This is a genomic window from Streptomyces sp. NBC_00631 (assembly GCF_045206895.1).
Taxonomy (GTDB): Bacteria; Actinomycetota; Actinomycetes; order Streptomycetales; family Streptomycetaceae; genus Streptomyces.
This window is the reverse complement of sequence record NZ_CP107734.1, coordinates 7,561,046-7,581,178: the sequence shown is the minus strand read 5'-3', so window position 1 is coordinate 7,581,178 and position 20,133 is coordinate 7,561,046. Positions and strand designations below refer to the sequence as shown.

General features: G+C 71.2%; 22 protein-coding genes. 11 read left to right on the top strand and 11 right to left on the bottom strand.

The window, feature by feature from the left end; all coding sequences use genetic code 11:
* Positions 1 to 121 precede the first annotated feature (121 nt).
* Complete coding sequence (locus tag OHB00_RS35005) at positions 122 to 916, top strand: FHA domain-containing protein (protein ID WP_406440809.1); 795 nt, start codon at positions 122 to 124, stop codon at positions 914 to 916.
* 55 nt (positions 917 to 971) lie between these two features.
* Here OHB00_RS35005 and OHB00_RS35000 read toward each other — a convergent pair whose 3' ends face one another.
* From OHB00_RS35000 to OHB00_RS34990, 3 genes are all read right to left on the bottom strand, one after another.
* Positions 972 to 1,199 carry a hypothetical protein gene (locus tag OHB00_RS35000; protein WP_406440807.1) on the bottom strand — a complete coding sequence of 76 codons (228 nt, stop codon included), beginning with the start codon at positions 1,197 to 1,199 and terminating at the stop codon, positions 972 to 974.
* A 32-nt stretch (positions 1,200 to 1,231) separates the two neighbouring features.
* Complete coding sequence (locus OHB00_RS34995; protein ID WP_406440805.1) at positions 1,232 to 3,619, bottom strand: hypothetical protein; 2,388 nt, start codon at positions 3,617 to 3,619, stop codon at positions 1,232 to 1,234.
* 81 nt (positions 3,620 to 3,700) lie between these two features.
* Entirely contained in the window at positions 3,701 to 4,435 is a 735-nt protein-coding gene (locus tag OHB00_RS34990) for a Crp/Fnr family transcriptional regulator (protein ID WP_406440804.1), read from the bottom strand.
* Positions 4,436 to 4,608: 173 nt separating this feature from the next.
* Between OHB00_RS34990 and OHB00_RS34985 the strand changes: the two genes are divergently transcribed.
* The 6 genes from OHB00_RS34985 to OHB00_RS34960 are packed head-to-tail and all read left to right on the top strand — an operon-like array spanning position 4,609 to position 9,091.
* Positions 4,609 to 5,343 carry a hypothetical protein gene (locus OHB00_RS34985; protein ID WP_406440802.1) on the top strand — a complete coding sequence of 245 codons (735 nt, stop codon included), beginning with the start codon at positions 4,609 to 4,611 and terminating at the stop codon, positions 5,341 to 5,343.
* The gene (locus OHB00_RS34980) at positions 5,340 to 5,768 is read left to right on the top strand and encodes a hypothetical protein (protein WP_406440801.1); all 429 of its coding nucleotides are present in this window, start codon (positions 5,340 to 5,342) and stop codon (positions 5,766 to 5,768) included. Before OHB00_RS34985 ends, OHB00_RS34980 begins: the two co-directional genes overlap by 4 nt.
* Positions 5,765 to 6,967, top strand: coding sequence for a protein phosphatase 2C domain-containing protein (locus OHB00_RS34975; protein ID WP_406440799.1), 1,203 nt, complete (start codon positions 5,765 to 5,767; stop codon positions 6,965 to 6,967). The genes OHB00_RS34980 and OHB00_RS34975 overlap by 4 nt, the downstream gene beginning before the upstream one ends.
* Entirely contained in the window at positions 6,964 to 8,103 is a 1,140-nt protein-coding gene (locus OHB00_RS34970; protein ID WP_406440797.1) for a hypothetical protein, read from the top strand. The genes OHB00_RS34975 and OHB00_RS34970 overlap by 4 nt, the downstream gene beginning before the upstream one ends.
* Before the next feature lie 14 nt (positions 8,104 to 8,117).
* Positions 8,118 to 8,768, top strand: a complete 651-nt coding sequence (locus tag OHB00_RS34965) for a vWA domain-containing protein (protein WP_406440795.1) — start codon at positions 8,118 to 8,120, stop codon at positions 8,766 to 8,768.
* Positions 8,768 to 9,091, top strand: coding sequence for a hypothetical protein (locus OHB00_RS34960; protein ID WP_406440793.1), 324 nt, complete (start codon positions 8,768 to 8,770; stop codon positions 9,089 to 9,091). The genes OHB00_RS34965 and OHB00_RS34960 overlap by 1 nt, the downstream gene beginning before the upstream one ends.
* An 87-nt stretch (positions 9,092 to 9,178) precedes the next feature.
* Here OHB00_RS34960 and OHB00_RS34955 read toward each other — a convergent pair whose 3' ends face one another.
* Positions 9,179 to 10,075, bottom strand: a complete 897-nt coding sequence (locus OHB00_RS34955) for a PfkB family carbohydrate kinase (protein ID WP_406440791.1) — start codon at positions 10,073 to 10,075, stop codon at positions 9,179 to 9,181.
* A 167-nt stretch (positions 10,076 to 10,242) separates the two neighbouring features.
* On the opposite strand from OHB00_RS34955, the gene OHB00_RS34950 reads away from it, so the two are divergent.
* Together OHB00_RS34950 and OHB00_RS34945 are read left to right on the top strand one after the other, a co-directional pair.
* Complete coding sequence (locus OHB00_RS34950; protein ID WP_406440789.1) at positions 10,243 to 11,286, top strand: phosphatidylinositol-specific phospholipase C domain-containing protein; 1,044 nt, start codon at positions 10,243 to 10,245, stop codon at positions 11,284 to 11,286.
* 99 nt (positions 11,287 to 11,385) lie between these two features.
* Positions 11,386 to 11,946, top strand: coding sequence for a glycoside hydrolase family 25 protein (locus OHB00_RS34945; protein ID WP_406440787.1), 561 nt, complete (start codon positions 11,386 to 11,388; stop codon positions 11,944 to 11,946).
* Between the two features lie 37 nt (positions 11,947 to 11,983).
* Here the strand turns inward: OHB00_RS34945 and OHB00_RS34940 are convergent, their stop codons facing one another.
* Both OHB00_RS34940 and OHB00_RS34935 read right to left on the bottom strand, forming a co-directional pair.
* Positions 11,984 to 12,646 carry an NADPH-dependent F420 reductase gene (locus OHB00_RS34940; RefSeq protein WP_406440785.1) on the bottom strand — a complete coding sequence of 221 codons (663 nt, stop codon included), beginning with the start codon at positions 12,644 to 12,646 and terminating at the stop codon, positions 11,984 to 11,986.
* Between the two features lie 138 nt (positions 12,647 to 12,784).
* Positions 12,785 to 13,462 carry a FadR/GntR family transcriptional regulator gene (locus tag OHB00_RS34935; protein WP_406440783.1) on the bottom strand — a complete coding sequence of 226 codons (678 nt, stop codon included), beginning with the start codon at positions 13,460 to 13,462 and terminating at the stop codon, positions 12,785 to 12,787.
* Between the two features lie 248 nt (positions 13,463 to 13,710).
* Here OHB00_RS34935 and OHB00_RS34930 point away from each other — a divergent pair, with 248 nt between their 5' ends.
* Positions 13,711 to 15,405: a 2-isopropylmalate synthase gene (locus OHB00_RS34930; protein WP_406440782.1), complete on the top strand. Its 1,695-nt coding sequence runs from the start codon at positions 13,711 to 13,713 to the stop codon at positions 15,403 to 15,405.
* A gap of 49 nt (positions 15,406 to 15,454) precedes the next feature.
* Here OHB00_RS34930 and OHB00_RS34925 read toward each other — a convergent pair whose 3' ends face one another.
* Both OHB00_RS34925 and OHB00_RS34920 read right to left on the bottom strand, forming a co-directional pair.
* Entirely contained in the window at positions 15,455 to 15,667 is a 213-nt protein-coding gene (locus OHB00_RS34925) for an EF-hand domain-containing protein (protein ID WP_406440780.1), read from the bottom strand.
* Between the two features lie 47 nt (positions 15,668 to 15,714).
* Positions 15,715 to 16,662, bottom strand: a complete 948-nt coding sequence (locus OHB00_RS34920) for a MerR family transcriptional regulator (protein WP_406440778.1) — start codon at positions 16,660 to 16,662, stop codon at positions 15,715 to 15,717.
* Positions 16,663 to 16,711: 49 nt separating this feature from the next.
* On the opposite strand from OHB00_RS34920, the gene OHB00_RS34915 reads away from it, so the two are divergent.
* Complete coding sequence (locus tag OHB00_RS34915; RefSeq protein ID WP_406440777.1) at positions 16,712 to 17,344, top strand: GNAT family N-acetyltransferase; 633 nt, start codon at positions 16,712 to 16,714, stop codon at positions 17,342 to 17,344.
* 37 nt (positions 17,345 to 17,381) lie between these two features.
* Here OHB00_RS34915 and OHB00_RS34910 read toward each other — a convergent pair whose 3' ends face one another.
* The 3 genes from OHB00_RS34910 to OHB00_RS34900 form a co-directional block, all read right to left on the bottom strand.
* The gene (locus tag OHB00_RS34910; RefSeq protein WP_406440776.1) at positions 17,382 to 17,993 is read right to left on the bottom strand and encodes an ADP-ribosyltransferase; all 612 of its coding nucleotides are present in this window, start codon (positions 17,991 to 17,993) and stop codon (positions 17,382 to 17,384) included.
* Between the two features lie 97 nt (positions 17,994 to 18,090).
* The gene (locus OHB00_RS34905; RefSeq protein WP_406440775.1) at positions 18,091 to 19,284 is read right to left on the bottom strand and encodes a beta-propeller fold lactonase family protein; all 1,194 of its coding nucleotides are present in this window, start codon (positions 19,282 to 19,284) and stop codon (positions 18,091 to 18,093) included.
* The gene (locus OHB00_RS34900; RefSeq protein WP_406440773.1) at positions 19,284 to 20,042 is read right to left on the bottom strand and encodes a polysaccharide deacetylase family protein; all 759 of its coding nucleotides are present in this window, start codon (positions 20,040 to 20,042) and stop codon (positions 19,284 to 19,286) included. The genes OHB00_RS34905 and OHB00_RS34900 overlap by 1 nt, the downstream gene beginning before the upstream one ends.
* Between the last annotated feature and the right edge of the window lie 91 nt (positions 20,043 to 20,133).

Sequence of the window (20,133 nt, the reverse complement as noted above, 5' to 3'; positions counted from 1 at the left end):
GGCCCATGCGCGGCGTACTGGACCTCGTACCTCCGCGCTCTCGGCGGACCGCCGGTCGTGCCAGGACCGGTCCTCGCGGTGCGCTCCTACACTGACGCGACCCGAGCCGGAGGTATGTGACATGGCGTACGGAAACTTCCCACCCCAGATGCTGCCGCCGGGCAGTCCGTCCGGCAGGGTGCCCTCCGCGCCGCCGGGGACGATCTTCGTACTGGGTCCGGAGGGCGGGTACGCCGTGCCGCCGCGCCGGTACACGCTGCTGTTCGGGCGCGACCGCGAGGACGTGCATGTGCCGGTCGGTGTCGACGACCCAACCGTCAGCCGTCGGCACGGCGTGTTCACCTGTACGGGCACGGACGGCGACTGGTGGCTGGTCAACACCGGCAACCTGCCGATCGAACTGCCCGACGGAGTGCTGATGCTCACCGGCCACAAGCGGATCGTCGAGTCCGGCTACACCCCCCTGGTGATCAACTCGTCCAAGCACCGTTCCCACCTGGTGGAGGTCCGCGTCGTGGACGAGGACGACCGGCACCCCCGCTCCACGGGTGGGGCGGAGACGGTGGATCCCGAGACCGTCTACGAACTCTCCCCGCAGGAGCGGCTGGTGCTCACCGCGCTTGCCCGGCGCTACCTGGAGGGCCACGACGCCTTCCCGCTCCCGCTGGCCTGGGAGGACACTGCCCGTCTGGTCAACGCTTCCCCTTACGCGACCAAGACCTGGACCTACAAGTCGGTCGCGAACGCGGTCGAGGACGTGCGCGAACGGCTGCACCGCCGGGGCGTGCGCGGACTGCTGCGCAACGAGGTCGGCGAGCCGGTCGGCTCGACGCTCAGTGTCAACCTGATCAGGGAACTGCTGAAGACGGCGACGCTGAGTGCTCAGGACCTGGAGCTGCTGGCCGACAAGGACTGAGCGGATCGCAGGGTACGTGCCCCGGCCGATCGCCGACCGGGGCCCGCGGCGTTGCTCAGCCTTCCGCCCCACGCTCGGCTGCGGCGTGGTAGGTGACGTGCATGGTGCCGTGCTCGACCGCGAAGACGGCTGCCTGGTCCGCCGCCGAGTTCTGCTGCCGCGGCTGCGACTGTTCCTGCTCGGGACGGCGCGTGGTGTTCGTGACGCGGTTGTTGTCTCCTACGACGAAGGTGCCGGAGACGTCCCCGGTGTGGATGTCTCCGTGGGTGGATTCCGCTGGCATGGCCGGCCTTTCCTGGTTCGTCTCGGGGAGGGTCACTCGCCGCAGTCGGTCTGCAGGTCGACTGCGGCCGAGCTCATCGCCGAGGCCTGACTCGACGTGTCGATCTCGGAACCTTCCGGATCGCTTTCGTACGACTGGTACTGGCTCTCCATCTCCTGAACGGGCGCCAGCATGCCGTTGAGGTCTGCTTCCACGGAGCTGTCCTGGGCTTGTGAGATGGCCCCCTGGAGCGTGGACTCCACGGACTGCAGGTCGCTGATGGCGGTGTTCAGGCCGGCGAGCAGCACGCTCTCGTCGGGAGGGGTGGACGTCAGGCCCGAGTTGTAGTCGTCCATGGCGCTGTTGTACGAGTCGATGTCGCCGGACACGATGGAATCGTCCGTGATGAACTGCTTTATCTCCGGCATCAGATCCGGGATGCCGCTCGCGCACACGGGATCGACGGTGGGCGAGGTGCCGTCCGTGAGCGAGGTGCCGTCGCTCGGGCCCGGCGTGCCGAGGGGGCTCGACGCGAGGGCCGGAGACGGGTTCGGCCGGTCGTTCGCGTAGACCGCGGCACCCACGCCGACCACGGCCACCATGCCGAGCACGCAGGCGAGGGCGAGCGCCGACATTCCGCCCTTGGCACCCGCCGCACCGGCGGCGGTGAGCGTCGTGTGGCCTGCGCTCGTCGTGGTCGTGGTCGTGGTCACGGCGTGCGTCGGCTGGGCGGCGGGAGTGTGCGTCTGCGAGAGGTCGATCCGCTTCGGTATCGGTGCGGTGGAGTGCGCGCCGGGCACCTGGGCGGCAGCGTGCGGCTGTTGGGCGCGACGGGAGACGTCGAACACCGGCCTCGCCACGTGTGCGGGCGCGGGTGCATGCGCGGGAGCCGAAGCAGGGGTGGGGGCGGTCGGGTGGGTGAGGGCCTGCGTGTTGCCCGCGACGTGCGTCGGGGTGAAGGGGTGGGCCGGCGATGTGGTGGTCGTCGCCGCGTCGGCGACGTGGTGGGCCGCCGAATGCCCGCGCAGGGCGGCGAGTTCCCGCCACAGCGCCCCCGCCTCAAGCACCAGGGCCGTCGTCTGCGCGGCCCGCCCTATCGCCTTCCGCCGGGTGCGGGCCTCGTGCAGGAAGAACTCCTCACCCTCCTTGTCTCCCGCGCTCTTCGCCGCTGCCCAGCCGGCTCCGAGCAGGCTGCCCCACGCGTCGAACTGCCGGGACAGCGCCAGCTTCGGCGAGGCGGCACGGGCCAGGGCCGCGCCGAGCTGCGCGTGTCCGCTCTTCTCCGCTCGCAGCACCGCGACATCCAGGGCCTGGAAGTGCGCGGCGATGTCATCGGGAGTGGTGTCCCTCGCCTCGGCCCACGCGGTGAACGCCCGGCAGAGCCGATCGGCGGGAAACTCCGTCTTCCGCATGTTCAGCACGGACTCGGCGACATCCGGCGGACAGCTGTAACCGGTCTCCGAGGCGAGCAGCAGGCCGTGTCGCACCAGGCCCTCGGCGAGCGCGTCGGAGTCCGGCCGGCCGAGCAGATGATGGAGGTGCCGGGGGGCCAACTCGGCGCCGGACAGCGAGCCGAGCAGGTACAGCAGGTCGCGCTCCTGCGGCCGGAGCCTGTTCAGCAACGCGGGAAGCAGTGCGGGGAGATCGGCGATGCCCGGCAGGCCCTCGCCCGTCGCGGCGGACAGGGCGATGCGCCGCAGCCGGAGCGGGTTGCCCTCCACCGCGTCGCACAGCGCGGGGACGATCCGCGCCTCGTCCGGCCGCAGCTCGCGGGAGAGCAGCGCCGCCACGAGTTCCGTCGCCGCCGGGGCCGGCAGCCCTTCGAGCCGGATCGCGTGGACACCGTCGACCGCGGTCCGCCGCTGCGCGGTGAAGACGAACGTGGACTGCTCGGCCATGTCGAAGAGCCGGCGCAGGTCCTTCTCGTCGAGTCCCGCGTCGTCGAGGTAGATCCGCAGCCGCAGGAACTTCAGATGCTCCTTCAGCACCTCCGGCGACGGCTTGTAGTTCGGCGCCTCGAAGCTGATGTCGAACATCGCCTGCGCGATGTCGTCAGCCGTACGTCCGCCGGCCTCGATGTAGGCCGCGCCTTCGGACCCGCTCGGCATCGTGCGCGCGAGGTGGCGCAACAACGCACTCTTGCCGACCCCGGACGCGCCCCAGATCTGCACCAGCTGACGTGTCTCGATCGCCTCGCGCAGTACGCGCACGTCCCGCGCCCTTCCGATCAGCGGCTCGGCGGCGGACCGCGGCAGCTGGGAGATCGGTTGGCGCCTGACCGGATCCGGCAGCGGCCCCGCGTGGACGGTGACGGTCGAACCGGACCCGGTGTTGATGTTCAGGTTGTTCACGGTGTTGTGGCTGCCTACGACCATCGTCCCGGAGACATCGCGGGTCCGGATCCGCTCTGCACCCTCCGGATCGCCGTTGTTCTCTGGCATCTGCTTCCCCCGTCCTCTCCGGCGCTCGGGTCCCGGCGCTCGGTAAGGCTGCCGCCGATCCGTCACGCGAACCCGGCGTTTTTACGTGATGTGCGAGATCGCCGGCGATCCGGCGGGCCCGGCCGCGACGGCGATCCTGGCGAGGTGATCCAGGTCGAGGATCGTGATCCTGCGGTAGCCGGTCACGACCGCGCCGGACTCCCGCAGCACCCGCAGGGCCTTGTGGATCGACGACTCGGCCGCGCCGACCAGGGTGGCCATCTCCGGCTGTGACAACGGAAGCTGGGCTTCGTTCCGACCGGGACGCCCGTAGGTGACGGCCAGGTGGTGCAGGATCCTGGCCAGCCGTCCGAGCACGTCGCAACCGGTGAAATCGACGATCCGGCCGGTCGCCGTACGCAGCTTGGCCACCACGCTCGCGCTGAGCGCAAGTCCTATGCCGGGGTGCTGCTTCGTGCACTCCAGCAGTTCGGAACGGAGTATGTAGCGGGCCAGCACCCTGCCACAGGCGGTCACGGTGCCGACGCGCGGCTGGCCGTCGATTCCGGCGAACTCCCCGACCATGTCCCCGGCCATCCGCACGGCCAGCAGCGCCTCGCGGCCGTCCTGCGCATGCGCGGTGACCTTCACCATGCCGCCCAGCAGGAGCAGCGCGAAGTCCGAGGTGTCGGCCTCGCGGATGGTGATCTGACCAGCCGGGTAGGCCACGCGGTGGCCGAGTCCCATGAGGATCGCGCGGTCGGCCTCGTCGACCCGGCCGAGCAGCCCGGCCGGCGGCCAGTAGGCCGTGGCCCCGCGAACCCGTGTGTTGCCCATCGGCCACACCTCCCCTCCCCGTGCAGCCGAAACCGCACAAGCCGTATTAGTAGCGGTTCTACCCGGGGACCCCTCCTCTACGGTCTCGTCAATCATCTTGTCGACACCGGACAGCCGGGACGGCAGCAGATCGGTCTTCGAGCTGCCTGCCCCGTCGTGATCGCGGAGGAACCGTGAATCCGAGGTACGAATACCGAGCCCTGCTGGCGTGCGACATCGCGGGCTCCGCGGGCCGCGGCGAGCAGCGGCTGCAGGAGATCCGCAGAGTTCTGCGTTCCGCGCTGGCCGACGCCCTGGGCATGGCGGATCTGGACGCGCGGGACTTCGCGTACGTGGACACCGGCGACGGCTGCCGGCTCGTCGCACCGGCCGCACTGCCCAAGGCCGGACTGCTGGTTCCGCTGCTCCCGGAGCTGGGCTCCCGGATCCGTGAGCACAACCGGCACGCCGACGCGGACACCCGGCTGCGGGTGCGGGCCGCGGCACACGCGGGAGAGATCCGGCTCGATCCGGACGGCACCGTCTCCGGCGCCCCCTTCGAGGCGCTGGCCAGGCTGCTCGACTCGGTCCCGCTGCGGCACGCGACGCAGGCCGGTACCGGCGGCACCCCGCTGGCCGCGATCCTTTCGCACCACTTCTACGAGGAGACAGTCGGGCACGGCCACGAGGGGCTCGAAGCCGACGCCTTCACCGCGGCCGACGTCCGGGTCAAGGAGTACGCCGCGCGGGCCTGGCTCTGGTACCCGGGCAGCCCCGTCGGGCCGCAGATCGCTTCCGGCCGCGATTCCGGCTCCGTCGAGCAGCCCGAGCCACGGGCCTCGGATCAGTTCGTCCAGGCCACGGGAAACGGCACGGTCTTCGCCGTCCACCGAGGCGACCAGTACGTCCGCCACAACGCCCGAGGTTGACACCGCTGATGAACGAGGAAATCGCCGAGCTGGCCGCGAGCGGCGCCACCGCTCTGGTCTCCACCATGGGCACCGATCTCTGGCAGGAGGCGAAAGGGCTGATGAGCCGCGTCATCGCACAGGCTCGGGGCAGCCGCCGCGACGAGCTGTCGGAAGCGCTGAACCGGCAGTCGACCGCCACGAGGGGAGCGGTCGACGTCGGTGCCGTGAACTACTGGACCGAGGCTCTGTGCCGGCTGCTCGACCAGAACCCGGATCTCGCCCAGGACGTCATGACCCTGGCTTCGCTGCGAACCCCGGAAAGGCCGGACATCGTGATCCAGGTCAATTCCGCCACCCGGTCAGGTGAGGTGTTCGCGGTGCAGCACGGCACTCAGCACATTGCCTCCGGGCCGACATCCCGCGACGCCGGGGAACGGCAGTGAGCGGGGACGCCGGCCGGCGAGACGGCCTCATGGGCGGACGGTTGCGGGCGGTGCTGCTCGTGGCCGTCGTCATCGGGGCCTTCGTCGAGGTCAGCACGGAGCATCGACGGTACGGCCCGCTGGTGGACGTGTTCGCCCTCGCGGCAGTCGGTGTCGTCGGCGCGGCGGCCGTGCTGGGGTCCGAGTCCACCGCGGCACCGGCCCTCCAGCGGGATCGGCTCGCACCGGAACCCCGGCCCGGCACAGCGGTTCCGATCTGCCGCTACGTCACAGGACCGGCGGCGCCGCAGTCCCAGACCCCGAGGCCCCGGCCGTTCCTGCGCGAGCGGCCGACCGACCTGAGCGTCCCCCGCTTCGGCGACGGCGCCCGTGCCCAGGGCTATCCCTGGCTGCTGCCGGAGCGCACGGTACAGAACGGGATCGCCGCCGACGAGGCCACGGTCGGTGCCTTCACCATCCGCGCGGCCTCCGTCATCGGGCCCGGCCACCGTTGCGGCCGGCCCGCCGAGCCGCGCCAGGACTCGTACCGGATCGGGCGAAGCCGGGACAGCCGGTACGCGATCGTGGCCGTGGCCGACGGCCTGTCCAGTGCGGCCTGGTCCGACGCCGGGGCCACCACGGCCTCCAGCCAGGCCGTCACCCTGCTGCGCGAGCAGATCGAGGCAGTGGGTTTCGGCGGGCTCGATGCCAAGGAGCTGTACGGGCGGATCGCGGAATCGATCGCCGCCTACGCGGCCGGCCGCGGCGTCGGCACCTCGCACCTGGCCACCGTGCTGATCACCGCGGTGCTCGCCGAGCCGGACGCGAACGGCGTCGCGCGGGCCTGGGTCGCGTGGCTCGGCGACAGTTCGGCCTGGACACTCGACCCGCACGTCCCGCTGTGGCGGTTCTTGGCCGGCGAGGCCAAGGACCGAGCGGCCGCGGTGGTCTCGAACGAGGTCGCCGGGCGGCTGCCGGACACACCGCAACTGGTCAGGGACCACTACGTCACGCTGGCTCCCGGCGCCGCCCTCGCCCTGGTCACGGACGGGATCGGCGACGCGTGGGCGGACCCGGCGGGCAACGTCAACGAGTACTTCGCGAACGCCTGGCGCTCGCCGGTCCCTGCCACGCGGTTCACCGCCGACGTCGGCTTCGACGCACCGCAGTGCCTTGACGACCGCACCGCCGTGGTGATGTGGAACGGTGACCGGGCATGACAGAACCCCACCTCGTCGACGGCGCCGACGACAATGCCGGCGACGGCGACGCCCCGGCGGCCGATCCGCGGGGCTGGCTGTTGCCACGGACCATGGGCGTCAGCGATCTCGGACCACTGGCCGCCCCGATCTCCGAACACAACGGCCAGGCCGTCGCCGTGAGGCCACTGATGGACCATCCGGGCTGGCTGGCCAAGCTCTACCGGCCGGACCAGCACCCGGAGGACGCCCATCGGCTCGACCTGCTGATCTCGGCTCCGGGCACGCTGCCGGAGGCGGATCGTGCGGTCCTGTACGCCGGCACGTGCTGGCCCGCGGCCCGGATCCACGAGGCCGGCAACCCGGCAGTCGGCTGCGTGATCCCGATGGCACCCGAGCAGTACCGTGCCGAGCTGCGCCGCGGCGAGTTCAGCGATCGGCGCTTCGTGGAGATCGACTGGCTGGCGAAGTCCGACGAGTCGATCCGGGGCGTCGGACTGCCGTCCCCCGGCTTCGCGGGCAGGCTGGCCGCCTGTCGCCGGCTGACGGAGCTCGCCGCGATCCTGGAGAGGCTGGGCCTGGTCTACTCGGACTGGTCGTTCTCCAACGCCTTCTGGAGCCCGGATCAGCGCTCCGTCTACCTCATCGACGTCGACGGCTGTCAGCCGAAGAAGATGCCTGACCTCCACCAGCCGAACTGGGCCGACCCACTCACGCCGCCGGGCACCGACGCGGACGAGTACACCGACCGCTACCGGCTCGGACTGCTCGTCGCGAAATGCATGACGGGCCAACGTGACGCACGTGCCTTCCACACCGTCGCCGCGTCCCTCTGGCAGAACCAGCCCGCCGTCTCCGAGGTACTGCTCGACATGCTGCTCGCGACCGACCGCGAGCGACGGCCCTCGGCCGCTCAGCTGAGTCAGGCGCTGAGCGGCGGCCCCTATCTCAGGACCGTGCCACGTCCGACGCGCACGGCTCTGCCCGCGCTGCCCAGGCAGCCTCCGGTCCCGCAGCCCCCCGCCGAGGCCCGCAAGCCCGTGCAGAAACCGGAGTCGGCGCCCTCCAAGGCGCCTGAGACCGGTCCGCAGGCCGGCTGGATTCTCGTTCTCGTCATAGCCGTGATCCTGCTGTTCGTCATCGCCTCCAACCACTAGCTCAGAGGTGCACCATGTCGCTCTGTCTGCCCACCTACGTGGTGATCGACGCGTCCTCGTCGATGAAGGAGCACGAGGCAGTGCTCAACGCGACCCTCTCCCGTCTGCACTACAACCTGGCGACCAATCCCAGGGTCTCGGAGTTCGCCCGCGTCAGCGTGGTCGCCTTCTCCACCGATGTGCACGTGGTCATCCCGATGTCGGACATGGAGCAGGTGCCGGCCATGCCCGAGGTGCTCTGCGGCGGGCGGACGGAGTACGGCAAGACCTTCGACCGGGTGCGGGAGTGCATCGAACAGGACGTCAGCAACCTGAGGACGCAGAACTTCAGCGTCCTGCGGCCGACGGTCTTCTTCCTGACCGACGGCGGTCCGACCGACGCGCACTGGCACAGTTCCTTCCGCAAGCTGGTGGACAGGGACTGGCCGCGCCACCCGCACGTGATCGCCTACGGTTTCGGCGGCGCGAAACGCGACGTGCTGGAACAGGTGGCGACCAAGGCGCTGTTCATCGCCGACGGTTCGGACACCGAGTCGGCGCTGAGCGCGGCGATCACCGGTCTGCTCAACACCCTGATCGCCTCGTCGAAGACCGGTCAGATGCAGATCGCCACCGACGTCAAGGGTTTCGACTACGTCCAGGTCGCCCAGGAATACGTGGACTGATGACGGACGTCGACCCGCGTTCCGCGTCGTCCCGGACACTTCGCGCCTCCGTCGGACTGACCGCGCTGGCCGCGACGCTGCTCGTCTGCGGCGCCGCGGTCGAGGCGACGGGCAATCTCCTCGACTCCTCAGCGCATGGGAGCGACGGCAGCTCGCACCCGGCGACGACTGTGCACCCGCCCCCGACCCACGCCCCCTCCCCCGCCCCCTCCCGCGCCGCCGAGGCGCCGTCACCGGACCGTTCGACCCCGACCTCACCCACCCGCCTGCCCAGGCCCACCGCCACCGCCACCGCCACCGCCGCTCCGTTGAACCGGAGGTAGAGATCAAGGCCGCGTCCAGCGGTGACGGCGTCGAGCAGGGCTGCCGGGGGACGAGTGCCGGCCTGAGGGGTCGCTCGGGATCGCCGGTCAGTCCGCGGTCAGCCACGCGCGTGTGCCGAAGGAGGCGCAGGCGCGGGAGGCCACCGCGGCGGCCCGGGCCAGGGCTTCGGTGAAGGCCGGGCCGTCGATGCGGTCGGGTCCGCTCAGGTGGTAGGCGAGGGCACCGTGCAGGACGTCGCCCGCGCCCAGCGTGTCCACCACGCGGGTCTCCGGGACCTCGACGAGGCCACCACCGCCGGGGCCCGCCCACACGATCGGCGCCCCGCCGCCGGTGACCGCCGCCCAGGTCACCCCGTGGTCCTGGAGGAAGTCCAGGGTCTCGGCGGGCGTGCCGGCGCCGGGTGGGTGGAAGTCCGCCGAGCACACGGCGACGTCGGTCGACGCCAGCAGCCGCTCCGTGCCGTCCTTCCAGCTGCCCGCGTCGAGGACGGTGAGCCGGCCGGCCCGGCGGGCCAGGTCCGCGACGTCGACGGCCAGTTCCATGTGATGCCCGTCGAACTCGGCGACCCGCGACGACATCACCAGCTCCTCAAGGTCGGCCGGGGCCCGCAGCCGGTGCCCGGTCGCGTTGGTCGAGGCGACCGCGCGCTCTCCGGTCGACGCGGTCACCAGGATCGAGGAGACCGCGGGCGGGTCCTCGCGCTCGGCGGCCAGGTCCGAGACGCGCACGCCGAGCGCGTCGAGGTCCGCCCGGACGCCGCGCGCCAGCGGATGGGAACCGAGGCCCGTGAGCAGCCGGGGCAGGCCGCCCAGGTGGCCGAAGGTCACGGCCGCGCCCGTGGCCGGACCGCCCGCGGCGGCCACCTGGTCACGGGCCGTCAGCTTCTCGTCCGGACCCGGTACCCGGTCCACCAGCTGGATGACGTCCAGGGTGCACAGCCCCACGAACAGACCCGTGGGCCGCCGTCCCGCCACCGTTCCCATCCGCCAACACCTCCTCGGGACTCGGCCTCGGCACGCGGCCAGCGTACGTGCGGCCTCCCGAGTCCCGCGGGAGTTCCGGAGGCCGATGTTCCCCCAGGGGCTACCACTCAGTAACCACTTGCTTCTACGCTGCCGCCAACTCACCACCAACCCTAGGGAGTTGGGTCATGCGTGTACTGAGACGGCTGGCGGCGGTCGTGGGTGCCGGGGCCTTGTTCGTGATGGCGGGCTCCGCCGCGCACGCGGACACGGACCTGAACACGGCGAAGTTCTCCGCGACCACCACCGTCGGCACGCACAACGCGTACGAGAAGGACAAGTACACCTACTGGGCGCAGGCCCTGGACTCCGGCGCGTCACTGCTGGAGCTGGACGTGTACGTCGACAGCATCAGCAAGCGGTGGCGGGTCAGTCACAGCAACCCGTGGGGCGACGACAACAACTGCGAACACGCCAACACCCCGAGCCAGTTGTACAGCCAGAGCACCAGCCAGGACCTCGGCAGCTGCCTCGACAACATGGCGGCCTGGGAGCAACTGCACCCGGACCACGCGCCCGTCGTCGTCAAGGTCGAGATGAAGGTCGGGTTCAACCAGACCATCGGCCTCGGGCCGAGCGCGTTCGACACGCTCGTCTCGCAGAAGCTCGGCAGCAGCGTGTACAAGCCGGCCGACCTGCTCGGCTCGTCGTATTCCACGCTCGACGCCGCCGCCAAGGCGGACGCCTGGCCCACCCGTGACCAGCTCAAGGGCAAGTTCGTCTTCGAGCTGATCCCGGGCACGGTGGAGGAGGCCAACCCGTTCGACCACTACTGGACGGACGAGGAGTACGGGGACCACCTGCGCGATCTGTACGCGGCCGGGAACATCTCCCAGGCCCAGGCCTTCCCGGCCGTGCTGGGCGCCGCGAACGGGGATCCCCGGACCAGCAGGTACGACTCCTCCATCCGGCCCTGGTTCGTGTTCTTCGACGGCGACGCGGCGACGTACGTGAACAACGGCTACGACACCTCGTTCTACGCCACGAACCACTACATCCTGATCATGACGGACGCCTACAACGTCTCACCGGCGATCTCCTCGACCGCTCCGACGGACGCCGAGGTCGCGGCCCGGCTGGCCCTGCTCGCCGCGGACCACGCCAGCATCATCACCTCCGACTGGTCGACGAAGTCGGCGGCCGTGCTCGGCGAGGCGGCGGCCCGCGGCTGACAATTCACGCGCCCACGCGGATCCGTCACGGCGAGTCGGGGAATACGACATACGCAGTTGCAACTCGTGTCACCCCACTGGCACCCAGGGAGCCTCCACATGCTGCACGGAATCGACGTGAGCGCGTATCAGTCCTCGGCCTACGGCACGGACGGCCTCTCCTTCGTCTTCATCAAGGCGACGGAGGGGCATTCGTACGTCAACCCCAAACTCGCCGCCCAGACGAAGACCGGACGCGACGCCGGACTGGTCGTCGGCTACTACCACTTCCTCTGGCCCGGCAACCTCACCGCCCAGGCCGAGTACTTCGTCCAGCACGCCCCCGAGAAGGCGGGCGAGATCCTCGCCGTCGACTGGGAGACCACCGGCGACGGCACCCACGCGAGCAACGCCGAGAAGGACTCCTTCATCCGCAAGGTGAAGAAGCTGCGGCCCAGCCACCGGGTCGTGCTGTACACCAACCGGAACTTCTGGCTGAACGTCGACAACACCTCGTACGCCGGCGACGGCCTCTGGATCGCCGACTACGTCAGCGCCGGTCACCCCCGCATCAAGGCCCACTGGCTTTTCCACCAGTACACCAGCGACCCGCACGACAAGAACGTCGCGGACTTCGCCGACAAGGCCGCCCTCAAGGCCTGGGCGGCGAAGGGGGACTGAGCGCCTGGGACCGGACCCGCCGAACTCTCCGGTGCCGTCAGCCGCGGAAGCCCTCCGGGCGCTCCGGGGACGCCTCCGCCAGGGCCTTGCGTACGCCTTCGACGCCGGCGCGCAGGCCGTACACGGGGGTGCCCGGCTGCTGGCGCCAGGAGTCGTCGATGCCGCCGTTGTCGACCGTGTCGAAGCCGAGTTCGTCGATCAGTGCGAGGACGACCCGCTTGGCGGCCTCGTCGTCGCCGGAGACCGGGAGGGCCTGGCGCTCGGGGTCCCCGGCGGGGCGGCCGCGGTCCAGGATGTCCTGCGCGAAGGTGCCGTTGAAGGCCTTGATCACGGGGTGGCCGATCTGCCGCTCGGTCCACCGGCTCTCCGCGATGCCCTCGTCCTCGATGCCGGCGATCCGGCCGTCCCGCTCCCGCGGGTAGTAGTTGTTGGTGTCGATCACGGCGACGTTCTCCGCGGCGCCGTCCAGGAGGCCGGACGGCAGGTTCGGGACCGCCTTCACCGGGACGGTGACCACCACGACCTCCGCGCCGCGCGCCGCCTCCTCGGCCCGTACCGCCGTCGCGCCCGTCTCCCCGGCCAGTTCGGCCAGGGTCTCGGGGCCCCGGGAGTTCGCCACGGACACGTCGTGCCCGAGGGCGGTCAGCCGCCGGGTGAGGTTGCCGCCGATGTTGCCCGCGCCGATGATGCCGATCTTCATGACACACCTTCCGAGAGTCCATGCACTTGCATACATACGCTGCTGTGCGGCAACAACCCCGGGCCTGCCTGACCTATTCCACGGCTGGGCCGACCGGGCGAGGCCCCGGTTCCGGGCCACGCGCGCCGACTCCACCGGCTACCCCGCGAACGGGTCCGCGAGCTCCGCCCGCAGTACCTCCGCCGCCGTGTCCGCGTCCCCCTCGGACACCGCGCGCGCCAGCGCCTCGTGGGCCGCGTCCCCGGTGTCCGGGTCGGTGCCGCGCAGGCCGGTCAGCGCCAGGAGTTCGATCAGCCCCTCCCGGAGCACCGGCCTGAACTCGGCGAACAGATCGATCAGCACGGGGTTGTGGGCGGCGGCGACCACCGCCGCGTGGAAGGCGATGTCGGCGTCGACGAAGACCGCGTCGTCCGCGCCCGCGGCGGCCCGGCGGCCGGCCAGGGCCGCCTCGATCGCCGCCACGTCCGCCGCCGTACGGCGCTCCGCCGCGAGCCGGGCCGCGTGCACCTCGACCGCCGTCCGGACCTCGTACACGTCGGTCACCGCGGCCCGGCGCAGCCGCGTCGGCCAGTCCTCGGCGGCCTCGGTCGCGATCACGAAGACGCCCGAGCCCTGCCGGGGCTGCACCAGCCCGGCGCCGGCGAGCACGCGCAGCGCCTCGCGGACCGTGGAGCGGCCCACGCCGAGCTCCTTGGCCAGGGTCGTCTCCCCGGGCAGCCGGGTGCCGACGGGCCAGGCGCCGCCGGTGATCTGCGCGCGCAGCCGGGCGGCGGCCTGTTCGACCAGGGGGCTCGGGCGGACGGGACCGAGGGCCATACGGGGTCACCAACTCCTCTGTGGACCAGGACGCTGCACAGGAATTCTCACTTGTCTGAGGACCTGAGGAGTCGCTAGCGTACCGGCCATGACGTTCCGCGGTCTTCTTCTCGGCTGCCGCGGCGGGGCCTGACCCGACCGGCACCCCGCCGCGGGTCGCCGTGCTGCCGGTCACCGCCCGACCTGGGGCCTGTCTTTCGGCTCACCCGCAGACGAAGGACAGGCCCCCGCCGAGAGGCAGCAGCACGATGACCCTTCTGTGGAACCCCCAGCAGCCCAGCCCCATGCCCTACCACCGCTACCGCCCGTTCCAGGAGCGGGTGCACGTGCCGGTGCCGGACGACCGCGGCTGGCCCGCCGCCCGGATCGAGCGCGCCCCGCTGTGGGTGCCGGTCGACCTGCGGGACGGCAACCAGGCGCTCGCCGAGCCGATGGACACCCCGCGCAAGCGCCGCTTCTTCGACCTGCTGGTGCGGCTGGGCTTCAAGGAGGTCGAGGTCGGCTACCCGTCCGCGAGCCGGACCGACTTCGACTTCGTACGGCACCTGGCGACGGACGGGGCGGTGCCCGGCGATGTGACGCCCGTCGTCTTCACCCCGGCCCGGCGGGACCTGATCGACCGGACCTTCGAGGCGATCGAGGGAATGCCGCGGGCCGTCGTCCACCTCTACATCGCCACCTCTCCCGTGTGGCGGGAGGTGGTGCTGCGCCGGGACCGGGCCGAGGTGTGGCGGACGGTGCGCGAGGCGGCGGAGCACATGGCCCGCCGGGCCCAGGACGCGCCCGGCATCCGATTCCAGTTCTCCCCGGAGACCTACAACCTCACCGAGCCCGACTTCGTCCTCGAACTCTGCGACGGGCTCACCGGCTTGTGGGACGCGAGCCCGGACCGCCCGGTCACCCACAACCTCCCGGCGACCGTCGAGATCGCCACCCCGAACGTCTACGCCGACCAGATCGAGTACGCCCACCGCCATCTCGCCCGCCGCGACTCGGTGATCCTCTCCGTGCACCCGCACAACGACCGCGGCACCGGGGTCGCCTGCGCCGAACTCGCCGTGCTGGCCGGCGCCCAGAGGGTGGAGGGCTGCTTGTTCGGCAACGGTGAGCGCACCGGCAACGTCGACCTGGTCACCCTCGCCCTCAACCTGTTCGCCCAAGGGGTGGATCCCATGGTCGACTTCGGCGACATCGACACGGTCCGGGAGACGGTCGAGGCCTGCAACAGGCTCCCCGTGCACCCCCGCCACCCCTACGCCGGCGAGCTGGTCCACACCGCGTTCTCCGGCACCCACCAGGACGCGATCAGCAAGGGATTCGAGGAACACGCGCGCCGGGCCGCGGAGTTGGCGGTGCCTGAGTCCCGGGCCCCCTGGTCCGTCCCCTACCTGCCGGTCGACCCGGCCGACCTCGGCCGCTCGTACGAAGCCGTTATCCGCGTCAACTCCCAGTCAGGAAAGGGCGGTTCAGCTTACCTTTTGCGTACCCACCACGGCATCGACCTGCCGGAACGGATGCGTCCCGAGTTCGCGCGCCTCGTCCAGGAGGTGACGGACGCGAGCGGCCGGGAGGCCACTCCGAAGGAGCTGTACGACCTCTTCCGCGCCGCCTACCTGCCCTGCGGCACCGACGGCGAGGTCCGGCTGGACTCCTGGTCGGTGCACGAGGAGGGGCCGGGCCGGCACCGCTTCGTGTGCACCCTGCGCACCGCCGACCGCACCGGCGACCACGAGGGCACCGGTCCCGGCGCGCTGACCGCCCTCGCGGACGCGCTGACCGGCGCCGGCTACGCCACGGAGATCCTGGAGGCGACCGGCAGCGGCCCGTACGCCTTCGCCGAGTGCCGGGTGAACGGCACGACGACGGCCTGGGGCGCGGCCACCGCCTCCTCCCCGCTGGCCGCGTCCGTCGGCGCGGTCCTGTCGGCGGTGAACCGGGCATGAGAAAGGGGGCGCCCGCGCTCCAGGAGCCGGGCGCCCCCTCCCCTGCGACTCACTTGTTCAGGTAGGCCCAGAACTCGTCGAACGACAGGACCTTGTCGCCGTTGAGGTCGCGGGTCCTGATGATGGCCTCCGCGACCGTCTCGGTCACGTTCCAGTCGCCACCCTGGGCCAGGGCGGTCTTGAACTCGGCCGCGGTGATGACGCCGTCACCATCCGTATCGATCCGCTCGAAATGCTTGCGTGCTTCCTCGATGTCCGCCACCGGATCCGCCCCTTCGTACGCTTTACTGCCTGTTGACGGAGGCCAGATTAACCGGCCGCGTGAGCGCGCAGTGCGGCGACCACCCAGGCGAACTCCGCACGGTGCGCGGCCGCGGGCCCCGTACCCTTCACCTCGGACAGCAACTCCCGGTACCGGGCGAGCCGGTCGTTGGCCGCCGACTCCATCCGTTCGAGTGCGGCGGCCAGGTCCCCGCCTCCCAGCACCTCCCGCACGATCGCCTCCGCCTCCGGCGACTCGGGCGCGATTCCCCGCTCGCGGGCCTGGGCGCCCAGCTGCACCAGCCGCATGGGAAACCACGTGGACCGCCCGGGGGCGGCGGAGCGCCCCTGGTCCGCGGCGTTGAACTCGATCACCTGCCGCATCTGCGCCCGGAACTGCGGGTCCTGGACCATCTCCGCCAGCTCCACCCAGGCGTCCACCTGCTCGGGGGTGGGCTCCTCCGGCAGGTCCACCGCGATGGAACGCATCCGCTCCTCGATGGCCGGGTCCACGGCGTCGAGTCCGTGGAACAGCTCCGCCACGAACTCCTCCATGATCCGTTTCCGTTCGGCCGCCGACAGCCGCGCCAGCTTGTTCATGAACGTCATCTCCTCCGCACTCGAACCGCGTCGCGCCACGGTCGACAGCACCGCACGGGTCACCTTCAGCGAGCTGATCTGCGCGTCCAGCGCCGCCACGTGCGCGGCCGCGACCTCGGCCACGGTCTGCTCACCGGAGAGCACCGCGCGCACATGCCCGAGGCCGAGGCCCAGCTCGCGCAGGGTGCGGATCAGCTCCAGGCGGGCGAACGACTCGGCGTCGTAGAGCCGGTAGCCGCCCGGGGAGCGGGTCACCGGGGTGAGCACGCCCTCGTCGGACCAGTAGCGGATGGTGCGCACGGTCAGCCCGGTGGCCTTGGCCAGCTCGCCGATGGTGAGAAGTCCGGTGCGGTCGTACGGGGGGTCTGGGGGGCCGCCCCCCGGATAGCGCAGCATGTCTGCGAGTGTGGGCCTTCCAGTGGGTGGAGACTCAAGGAGTGCGGGCGTGGAGACCTTGCGGGACATTCTGGACGCGGCGGCCCGCGGTGTCTTCCCGCCTCCCGACGGCCGTACGACGGTCGTGCCGCAGCCGTCCGCCCGGGATGCCGGGGTCCTCTCCTTCACCGCGCACTCGGTGGTCTTCGTGGACGAGGACCCGGAGTGGGTCCGCGGCATCCTGCGCGCGACCCTCGCCGACGAGTTGGCCGCGACCATGAACGCACGCTTCCTCACCGCCCTGATGGATCGCACGGGCCGGGAGCACGAGACGATCGACGCGCTGCTGGTCGCCGACCCGCTCCCCGGCTCCCCGGACCTCCCGCTGACCGAGCTCACCGGGCCGGACCACTCCCGGGTCGCCTACGCCCGCAACCGCCGCGAGGAGGTACGCGCCTGGGCGGCGGACGGCGGGGTGGTGGTGCTCGGCCGGGGCGTGGCGGGTCGGGTCGAGGTCTCGGTCGAGGTGGACGAGGGAGTCCGGCAACGGGGGCTGGGCCGGGCCCTGGTGACCGCCGCCCGGCAGCTCACCGAGGAGCCGCTGTGGGCGCAGGTCGCCCCGGGGAACGCCCGCAGCATGCGGGCGTTCCAGGCGGCCGGGTATGTGCCGGTCGGCGCCGAGGCGCTGCTGCTCAGGCAGTGAGCCAGTCAGCGAACCATTCAGTGAACCAGGACGGACCTCAGTGCCAGGGCTTGTAGTTCGGGTTGCTCCGGCAGTCGTCCATGATCTCGGTCTTGGTCCTCTTGTCGACCGGGCAGACCCCGATGACGTACTGGCGCAGGATCCCGCCGGGAAAGGCGACCTCGACCTGGTCGGCCCACTTGTGGGTGTCACCGATGGTCTTGTTGACGTCGACGCCGCCGGGCGCGTCGATGTAGTAGTTGTAGCCGGACTTGTACCAGGTCTTGTACAGGTCGTGGTCGTAGGTCGTGGAGACGTACGGGGAGGGCTGGTTGACCAGGACGTACTGCTCCACGTCGTACTGCCCGTCGACGACGTCCTTGGGCAGGAAGCCGTCCTCGAAGATGACCGAGGGCGCCCGGCTGTCGCTGCGGTAGAGGGTGCCGCAGGTGGCGCGCCAGACGGGCGTCGGGGTGATGCGGTCGACGTCGACGCGGCGGTCGGCGGCTGCCTTGATCCTGTCCTCGAACTGGGGGCAGGCGGGGGCGGCGGCCTTCGTGGCCGCGGCGGGCGCGGTGGGCGCGGTGGCGGGGGCGGCGGCGGTGGTGGCGAGGACGGCGGCGAGGGAGAGGGCGGCGGCAGCGGCACGCCGCAGGCGAGTGGCGATCATGGGCAGCACGATGTCGGCTCGGTGCCGGGCCGCCGGGGACCGTCACTCGATCGGCGGCGTGTCCGACCGGCCGGTGGTCACCCGTGGTCGCCCCTGGTCAGCGGAAGATGCCGGTGTGCCCGAGGGAGTAGCGGCCGGGCTGTGGGTAGACGGCGAGGCCGTGCGGGCCGCTGCCGACGTGGATGCGGGCCAGTTCGGTGCCGGTGCGGGTGTCGATGGCGTACACCTCGGAGTTGTACCGGCCGGACAGCCACAGCACCTTGCCGTCCGTCGACACCCCGCCCATGTCGGGGCTGCCGCCGCCCGGCAGGCGCCACTTGCCGGTCAGCCGGTTCTGGGCGAAGTCGAAGACGGAGATGGTGCCCTCACCCCGGTTGGAGATGTACATCTGGCGGGAGTCCCGGCTGACGTACAGCCCGTGGGCGCCCTTGCCGGTGGCCAGGAAGGTCGGTCTGGCGAAGGTGTCGCCGTTCAGGATCCACAGCCCGTCGGCCATCATGTCGGCGATGTAGAACCGCTTGCCGTCCGGCGAGACCTTGACGTCCTGCGGCATCGCCCCGTGGAAGGGAAGTTTCTCCTGCCGGAGCACCTTCATCTTCTCGGTGTCCACCTTGAGCAGTTCGCCGCTGAACTCGCAGGAGACGATGAAGTAGCGGCCGTCCAGGGAGAAGTCGGCGTGGTTCACGCCGTAGCAGCTGACCGGGACGGCCTTGACGGTCTGCATGGTGTGCGCGTCCCGGAAGACCAACTGGCGGTCGTTGGAGGCCATCACGATCGCGTACTTGCCGTTGGGCGTGAAGTACAGGTTGTACGGGTCGTGCACGGCGACCGGCCGCCCGGCCCGGCCGGTCCGCGGGTCGATGGGGGTGAGACTGTTGCCGAGGTCGTTGTTGACCCACAGGGTCTTCAGGTCCCAGGACGGCACCACGTGCTGCGGCTGCCGGCCGACCCGGATGGTGCCGATCACCCGGTACGTCTTCGGGTCGATGACCGAGACCGTGTCGGAGTTGGTGTTCGGGACGTAGACCAGGGACGGGAAGCCCTTCACCACGGGTGAGAGATTGCCGGGGCGGTCGGCGGCGTACACGTCCCCGGGGTCGAGGACCGGGGGCATGCCCGGCAGCCCGTCGACGACCGGTTCCCCCTTCTTCGCCGGCGGCTGCACAGCCGCGGTGGTGCCGGCGGCCGGCGTCCCGGGGCTCTCGGATCCGCCGCTGCACGCGGGCAGCAGCGCCAGGGCGGCGAGGACGGCACCGGTGGACAGCAGACGGACGGCGTTCGTGGTTCGCATCAGCTGAGCAGCTCCGTGGTGGTGACCGCGCGCAGTCCACGGCGGTGGAGTTCTTGGAGGACGGCGGGGAGGGCGGCGACCGTGTCCGGATACCCGAGGTGCATGCTCACCACCGAGCCGCCCGTGACCTCCGCGAGCACCTTGCGGGTGATGGCCGGCGCGCCGGGCCGGGTGTAGTCGAGCGAGTCGACGTCGTACGACAGCACGTGCGGGTAGCCGGCCTCGGCCGCGAGCCGGGCGACGAGCGGGGAGGCGGTCGGCGCCCTGGAGGGGCGGAACCACCTCCCGATCGATCCGGTGAGCCGCTTCAGCCGCTCCGCGCAGTCGGTGATCTCCTTGCGGGCGTCCGCCTCCGCCATGGCGTTGATGGAGATGTGCCGCTGGGTGTGGTTGCCCAGGTCATGACCGCCGTCCAGGATGCGGCGGGCCATGGCGGGGTAGGCGTCGAGCCAGCTGCCGACGGCCAGGACCGTGAGGTGGGCGTCGTGCTGCTCGGCGGTGGCGAGGAGCTGGTCGGCGAGGGCGGGGTCGCCCTGGCCGTGGAAGGTGAGGGCGACGGACGCGGCGGTGCGGGGGCCGTGGGTGACTTGGAAAGGGAGCCGATGGGGGGAAGCCGACGGTGAGGTGGGGCTGGTGGTGGGAGGTGCTGCGGTGGCCGTACCGGTGGTGCCGCAACCGGCGGCGAGCGTGCCTACGGCGGTGAGGGCGGCGCCTGCGCGGAGGAGGTCGCGTCGGTGGGTGGGGGTCACCTGCACCATTTAAAGTGGGATAGGTAAGAAAGTGGGCTATTGACCCGATAAGGGTAGTGTTTGCAATCCTCGGATCGATGGGGGTTGAACGGGCGCTTTC

Excerpts from the sequence above, each read along its gene's own strand:
- OHB00_RS35005 (WP_406440809.1), top strand. The coding sequence starts at position 122 with ATGGCGTACGGAAACTTCCCACCCCAGATGCTGCCGCCGGGCAGTCCG.
- OHB00_RS35000 (WP_406440807.1), bottom strand. The coding sequence starts at position 1,199 with ATGCCAGCGGAATCCACCCACGGAGACATCCACACCGGGGACGTCTCC.
- OHB00_RS34995 (WP_406440805.1), bottom strand. The coding sequence starts at position 3,619 with ATGCCAGAGAACAACGGCGATCCGGAGGGTGCAGAGCGGATCCGGACC.
- OHB00_RS34990 (WP_406440804.1), bottom strand. The coding sequence starts at position 4,435 with ATGGGCAACACACGGGTTCGCGGGGCCACGGCCTACTGGCCGCCGGCC.
- OHB00_RS34970 (WP_406440797.1), top strand. The coding sequence starts at position 6,964 with ATGACAGAACCCCACCTCGTCGACGGCGCCGACGACAATGCCGGCGAC.
- OHB00_RS34965 (WP_406440795.1), top strand. The coding sequence starts at position 8,118 with ATGTCGCTCTGTCTGCCCACCTACGTGGTGATCGACGCGTCCTCGTCG.
- OHB00_RS34960 (WP_406440793.1), top strand. The coding sequence starts at position 8,768 with ATGACGGACGTCGACCCGCGTTCCGCGTCGTCCCGGACACTTCGCGCC.
- OHB00_RS34955 (WP_406440791.1), bottom strand. The coding sequence starts at position 10,075 with ATGGGAACGGTGGCGGGACGGCGGCCCACGGGTCTGTTCGTGGGGCTG.
- OHB00_RS34950 (WP_406440789.1), top strand. The coding sequence starts at position 10,243 with ATGCGTGTACTGAGACGGCTGGCGGCGGTCGTGGGTGCCGGGGCCTTG.
- OHB00_RS34945 (WP_406440787.1), top strand. The coding sequence starts at position 11,386 with ATGCTGCACGGAATCGACGTGAGCGCGTATCAGTCCTCGGCCTACGGC.
- OHB00_RS34940 (WP_406440785.1), bottom strand. The coding sequence starts at position 12,646 with ATGAAGATCGGCATCATCGGCGCGGGCAACATCGGCGGCAACCTCACC.
- OHB00_RS34935 (WP_406440783.1), bottom strand. The coding sequence starts at position 13,462 with ATGGCCCTCGGTCCCGTCCGCCCGAGCCCCCTGGTCGAACAGGCCGCC.
- OHB00_RS34930 (WP_406440782.1), top strand. The coding sequence starts at position 13,711 with ATGACCCTTCTGTGGAACCCCCAGCAGCCCAGCCCCATGCCCTACCAC.
- OHB00_RS34920 (WP_406440778.1), bottom strand. The coding sequence starts at position 16,662 with ATGCTGCGCTATCCGGGGGGCGGCCCCCCAGACCCCCCGTACGACCGC.
- OHB00_RS34910 (WP_406440776.1), bottom strand. The coding sequence starts at position 17,993 with ATGATCGCCACTCGCCTGCGGCGTGCCGCTGCCGCCGCCCTCTCCCTC.
- OHB00_RS34905 (WP_406440775.1), bottom strand. The coding sequence starts at position 19,284 with ATGCGAACCACGAACGCCGTCCGTCTGCTGTCCACCGGTGCCGTCCTC.
- OHB00_RS34900 (WP_406440773.1), bottom strand. The coding sequence starts at position 20,042 with ATGGTGCAGGTGACCCCCACCCACCGACGCGACCTCCTCCGCGCAGGC.